This window comes from Micrococcus sp. HMSC31B01, from assembly GCF_001816085.1.
GTDB lineage: Bacteria > Actinomycetota > Actinomycetes > Actinomycetales > Micrococcaceae > Micrococcus > Micrococcus luteus.
Genome location: NZ_KV825211.1, coordinates 1 through 5,910, shown reverse-complemented (window position 1 = coordinate 5,910; position 5,910 = coordinate 1). Strand labels below are relative to the sequence as shown.

The following is a 5,910-nucleotide window of genomic DNA, read 5'->3' as shown; positions in this document are numbered from 1 at the left end:
ACCGTCGCCGCGGGCTGACGCCCCGCGCACGCGAACGGCCCCGCACCGGCTGGTGCGGGGCCGTCGTCGTCTGCGTCCCGGGGAGAGCGCCCGGGGCGGATCGGCGCTCAGGCGCCGAAGTGCATCAGCGGCGCGCCCACGAACGGGTCCACGGCCAGGGCGATGAACAGCAGCGTCAGATAGGTGATGGAGAGGTGGAAGACCTTCATGGCCTTGCGGTCCTCGAAGTCCTCGCGCTGGGCCTGCACCTGCAGCACATGGGACTCCCAGATGAACCAGGCTCCGACGACGAGCGCGACCGCGGTGTAGACGATGCCGGCCCAGCCCATCGGCACGAGCAGGAGGGAGCACGCCACGGTGGCCCACGCGTAGAGCACGACCTGGTTGGAGACGTGGCGCGCGGAGGCGATGGCGCCGAGCATCGGCACGTCGGCCTGCTGGTAGTCGCGCTTGTACTTCATGGACAACGGCCAGTAGTGCGGGGGCGTCCACAGGAAGACCACGAGGAACAGCACGATGGCCGGCCACTCGACGGTCCCGCGCACGGCCGCCCAGCCGATCAGCACGGGGAAGCAGCCGGCGATGCCGCCCCACACGATGTTCTGCTCCGTGCGGCGCTTGAGCACGAGCGAGTACACGACCACGTAGAAGAAGATGGCGGCCACACCCAGGCCGGCCGCCAGCCAGTTGGCGCCGAACCCGAGGATCAGGATGGACACGACCGTCTGCACCCACGCGAACACGAGGGCCTCGCGAGGGGTGACCTCGCCGGTGACGAGCGGCCGGTTCTCGGTGCGCTTCATGACCCGGTCGATGTCGCGGTCGATGTAGCAGTTGAAGGTGCCGGAGGCGCCGGCGGCGAGCGCACCGCCGACGAGCGTGGCGATCATGGTGAGCACGTCCGGGAAGCCGCGCTGCGCGAAGATCATGGTCGGCAGCGTGGTCACCAGCAGCAGCTCGATCACCCGGGGCTTCGTCAGCTCGACGTACGCCCGGACCTTGCGGCGCAGGGGCAGCGGGGACCGGTCGACGACGCCGGGCTCGGCGGCGGCGACGCGGGCGGCGGACGGCGACTCCAGGGAGGATGACATCTGCTTCTCACGGTGAGGGGACGGTGGGCGTGCCCGTCCCGGGGTTCGGATCGGCCACTCGGGCGGTCCGCCTGCGGTCAGGCCTTGACCCAGTCTACTCGTGTCAACGGCTGTTCGCCCGGGGGCGAAGCATGTCATGAGGCGCCCGGTCGGGCCCGCCCCGCCGTCGCGCGGCTAGGCTGGGACGACGGCCCCGCGCCGCGACGCCCCGGCGTCGGCCGGGGCCGCACCCCGACGCTCCCGATCCGCCAGGAGAGAACCCGTGACCGACGCCGCGCAGCCGTCCACCCCCCCGACCCTGGACCGGGTGGCCCCGGCCCGCGGGTTCGTCTACTCGGAGCAGGACCGCCGGATGGTGGACACGCTCAAGGCGCTCTCGGCGGACGCCGTGGAGAAGGCCGGGCACGGCCACCCCGGCACCGCGATCTCGCTGGCCCCCGTGGCGTGGCAGCTGTACCAGAACGTCATGCACCTGGACCCCACGGACGACCGCTGGGAGGGCCGGGATCGCTTCATCCTCTCCGCGGGCCACGCCTCGCTCATCCAGTACCTGCAGTTGTTCGCCGCGGGCGCCGGGCTCGAGATCGAGGACATCCAGGGGCTGCGCACCGAGGGATCCAGGACCCCGGGCCACCCGGAGTACGGCCACACCCACGGCGTCGAGGTGACCACGGGTCCGCTGGGCCAGGGCCTGGCGATGGGCGTCGGCTTCGCGTACGAGCAGCGCCGCGTGCGCGGGCTGATGGACCCCGACGCCGCCCCCGGCACCTCCCCGTTCGACCACCACGTGTTCGTGCTCGCCTCCGACGGGGACATCCAGGAGGGCGTCGCCGCCGAGGCCTCCTCGCTGGCCGGGCACCAGGAGCTCGGGAACCTGGTCGTCGTCTACGACGCGAACCGCATCTCGATCGAGGACGACACGGACATCGCGTTCACCGAGGACGTGGTCCGCCGCTACGAGGCCTACGGCTGGCACGTGCAGGAGGTCGACTGGACCAACGGCGCCCAGGGCCACGCCGTGACCGAGTACACGGAGGACGTGGAGGCCCTGTACGACGCCCTCGTCGCGGCCAAGGCCGAGACCGGCCGGCCCTCGCTGATCAAGCTGCGCACCGTGATCGGCTGGCCCTCCCCCACGAAGCAGAACACCGGCGGCATCCACGGCTCCAAGCTCGGCACGGACGAGGTCGCCGGCCTCAAGGAGAGCCTCGGGCTGGACCCGACCAAGACCTTCGACGTCGACCCCGAGCTCCTGGCCCGCGCCCGGTCCATCGCCGAGCGCTCGGCAGAGTACCGCCGCGGCTGGGAGGCGGCGTTCCAGGCCTGGCGCGAGGCGAACCTGGAGAACGCGCGGCTGTACGACCGACTGGCCGGACGAGAGCTGCCCGCTGGCTTCGCGGACGCGTTCCCGTCCTGGGACGCGGACGAGAAGGGCCTGGCCACGCGCGCGGCCTCCGGAGAGGTGCTCACGGCCCTCGCGCCGGTCATGCCCGAGCTCTGGGGCGGCTCGGCCGACCTCGCCGGGTCGAACAACACCACCATGAAGGGCGAGCCCTCCTTCATCCCGGCCCGCCGCTCCACCGCCACGTGGCAGGGCCACGAGTACGGCCGCACCCTGCACTTCGGCGTCCGCGAGTTCGCGGCCGGGGCGATCGTCAACGGCATCACGATCGGCGGCCTGACCCGTGCCTACATGGGCACGTTCCTGACGTTCTCCGACTACATGCGCCCCGCCGTCCGCCTGGCCGCCCTCATGGGCACCCCGAGCACGTACGTGTGGACGCACGACTCCATCGGCCTCGGCGAGGACGGCCCCACGCACCAGCCGGTGGAGCACCTGGCCGCCCTGCGGGCCATCCCCGGGCTCGACGTCGTCCGCCCGGCCGACGCCAACGAGACCGCGTGGGCGTGGCGGACGGTGCTCGAGCACCGGGACCGCCCGGCCGGACTCGTCCTGTCCCGGCAGAGCCTGCCCGTGCTCCCCCGGGACACGGACGGCTTCGCCCCCGCCTCGGGCGTGGCCCGCGGCGCCTACGTCCTCATCGACGCCACGGATGCCGACGGCGCGCCGACGCCGGCCCGCGCGCTGCTGATCGCGACCGGCTCCGAGGTCTCCGTGGCCGTGCGGGCCCGCGCGCTGCTGCAGGCCGACGGCGTCCCGACCCGCGTCGTCTCCGCCCCCTGCCTCGAGTGGTTCGCCGAGCAGGACGAGGCCTACCGGGCCGAGGTCCTGCCCGACGGCCCCGACGCCCCGGTCCGCGTCTCCGTCGAGGCCGGCATCGCGATGCCGTGGTTCGAGCACACGGTGACGGCCTCCTCCCCGGGCGCCCGCGTGAGCCTCGAGCACTACGGCGAGTCGGCCGACGGCGCCCGCCTGATGGAGAAGTACGGATTCACTGGCGAGCACGTCGCCGAGGTGACCCGCGGCCTCCTCTGAGGCCCGGCGCCCACGGCGCCCCGAGCACGTCCACCCCGAAGGGAAGGCACCCGCAGACCATGAGCACCCCGCAGAACCCGAACACCGCCGCGCTGGCCCAGGCCGGTGTGTCGATCTGGCTCGACGACCTCTCCCGCACGCGGCTGGACGAGGGCACGCTCGAAGAGCTGATCGCCACCCGCTCGGTCACCGGCGTCACCACGAACCCGTCCATCTTCGCGGTCGCCCTCGCGGACGCGGGCGCCTACCAGGGACAGCTGCGCGAACTCGCCGCGGCCGGCGCCTCGGTGGACGAGGCCGTCGTCGCCCTGACGACCGAGGACGTGCGCCGCGCCGCCGACGTGCTCGCGCCCGTCCACGAGCGCACCGGCGGGGCGGACGGCTTCGTCTCCCTTGAGGTCGATCCGCGCCTGGCCCGCGACGCCGCCGGCACCGTGGCGCAGGCCCGCGAGCTGGCGGCGGCCGTCGACCGTCCCAACCTCATGGTGAAGATCCCCGCGACCGTGGAGGGCCTGTCCGCCATCGCGGACGTGCTCGGCGCGGGCATCAGCGTGAACGTGACCCTGATCTTCTCCCTGCCCCGCTACCGCCGGGTGCTCAACGCCTGGCTCACCGGCCTGGAGAAGGCCCGGGCGAACGGGCACGACGTCCGCCGCCTCCACTCGGTGGCCTCCTTCTTCGTCTCCCGTGTGGACACGGAGGTCGACGCGCGGCTGCGCGCGATCGGCACCCCCGAGGCCGAGGCGCTGACCGGCCGGGCCGCCGTCGCCAACGCGCGCCTGGCCTACCGAGCCTTCGAGCAGGCCCTGGACTCGGAGCGCTGGCGCCTGCTCGAGGCGGCCGGCGCCCCCGTGCAGCGGCCCCTGTGGGCCTCCACCGGCGTCAAGGACCCCGCCCTGCCGGACACGCTGTACGTCACCGAACTCGTGGCACCGCACACCGTGACCACCCTGCCGGAGAAGACCCTCGAGGCGGTCGCCGACCACGGGGTGATTGCGGCGGACACCGTCACGGGCGCCTACGCCGAGGCCGATGCCCTGCTCGACGCGGTCGGCGCGGCAGGCGTGTCCTACCAGGACGTCGTGGACGTGCTGGAGACTGAGGGCCTGGAGAAGTTCGAGGCCGCGTGGGACGAGCTGCTCGGCTCGGTCCGCTCCGGGCTCGACGCCCATCGCTGACCGCACCCGCCCCCCGACCCCGCCGCCCGCTCGCCACGCGCACGGAAGGACCCCCCATGAGCACCCTCGGCCTCACCGCCACCGGAGCCGCCCTCGAGGCGATCGACCGCCATCTGCCCGCCCTCCTCCAGGACCGCGTCGCCTCCCGCCTCGGGGCGCAGGACGCCGACCTGTGGGGGGCGCCGGCCCGCGACGAGGCCGCCAAGCGGCTCGGCTGGATCGACCTGTTCGAGGACTCCCGCGCCCTCGTCCCGCACATCGCCCAGCTGACCCGGGAGCTGCGCGCCGAGGGCGTGGACCGCGTGGTCCTGGCGGGCATGGGCGGCTCGTCCCTGGCCCCCGAGGTGATCGCGGCGACGGCCGGCGTCGAGCTCGAGGTCCTGGACTCCACGGACCCGCTCCAGGTCTCCCGCGCCCTCGAGCGCGACCTCGAGCGAACCGTGCTGGTGGTCTCCTCCAAGTCCGGCTCCACCGTGGAGACCGACTCGCAGCGCCGCGTCGTCGAGGCCGCGTTCCGCGACGCTGGGATCGACCCCCGCACCCGCCTGGTCGCCGTCACGGACCCGGGCTCACCGCTGCACGCCGCGTGCGAGTCCGCCGGCTGGCGCGCCGTCTTCACCGCGGACCCGACCGTGGGCGGGCGTTTCTCGGCCCTCACCGCGTTCGGCCTGGTCCCCACCGGCCTGGCCGGCGTGGACGTCGCGGCCCTGCTGGACGACGCGGAGGCCGTGCTCGACCTGCTGATCGCCGACGACGAGGACAACCCGGGCCTGCAGCTCGGCGCGGCCCTGGGCGGCACCCGCCCGCTGCGCGACAAGCTCGTCTTCGCCGACCACGGGTCCGGCATCGCCGGACTGCCGGCCTGGATCGAGCAGCTGATCGCCGAGTCCACGGGCAAGGACGGCACCGGGCTGCTGCCCGTCGTCGTCGCCCCCGGCGACCCCGAGACCGTGTGGGACGCCCCCGACCTGCTGCAGGTGCAGCTCGTCGGCGAGGACGACGTCGCGGCCCCGGGCCACGGCGTGCAGGTCGCCGGCTCGCTCGGCGCCCAGCTGCTGCTGTGGGAGGTGGCCACCGCGGTGGCCGGCCGCCTGCTCGGGATCAACCCCTTCGACCAGCCGGACGTGGAGGCCGCCAAGGCCGCCGCCCGCACCCTGCTGGACGGCCCCGCCGCCGAGCGGCCGGCCGACGGCGAGGTGGAGGG

Annotated in this window: 4 protein-coding genes; 3 read left to right on the top strand and 1 reads right to left on the bottom strand. The window is 74.0% G+C overall.

Going from position 1 to position 5,910, the window contains the following annotated elements; genetic code table 11:
• Nucleotides 1-107: 107 nt before the first annotated feature.
• On the bottom strand, nt 108-1,091 hold the full coding sequence (locus tag HMPREF3105_RS08260; protein ID WP_060973634.1) for a heme o synthase: 984 nt from the start codon (nt 1,089-1,091) through the stop codon (nt 108-110).
• Between the two features lie 262 nt (nt 1,092-1,353).
• Between HMPREF3105_RS08260 and tkt the strand changes: the two genes are divergently transcribed.
• The 3 genes from tkt to HMPREF3105_RS08245 all read left to right on the top strand — a co-directional run.
• On the top strand, nt 1,354-3,528 hold the full coding sequence (tkt, locus tag HMPREF3105_RS08255; RefSeq protein ID WP_070709184.1) for a transketolase: 2,175 nt from the start codon (nt 1,354-1,356) through the stop codon (nt 3,526-3,528).
• 59 nt (nt 3,529-3,587) lie between these two features.
• On the top strand, nt 3,588-4,706 hold the full coding sequence (tal, locus tag HMPREF3105_RS08250; protein ID WP_036338557.1) for a transaldolase: 1,119 nt from the start codon (nt 3,588-3,590) through the stop codon (nt 4,704-4,706).
• Between the two features lie 56 nt (nt 4,707-4,762).
• The coding region (locus tag HMPREF3105_RS08245; RefSeq protein WP_070709182.1) for a glucose-6-phosphate isomerase at nt 4,763-5,910 on the top strand (1,148 nt) is incomplete at its 3' end.

Excerpts from the sequence above, each read along its gene's own strand:
- HMPREF3105_RS08260 (WP_060973634.1), bottom strand. The coding sequence starts at position 1,091 with ATGTCATCCTCCCTGGAGTCGCCGTCCGCCGCCCGCGTCGCCGCCGCC.
- tal (WP_036338557.1), top strand. The coding sequence starts at position 3,588 with ATGAGCACCCCGCAGAACCCGAACACCGCCGCGCTGGCCCAGGCCGGT.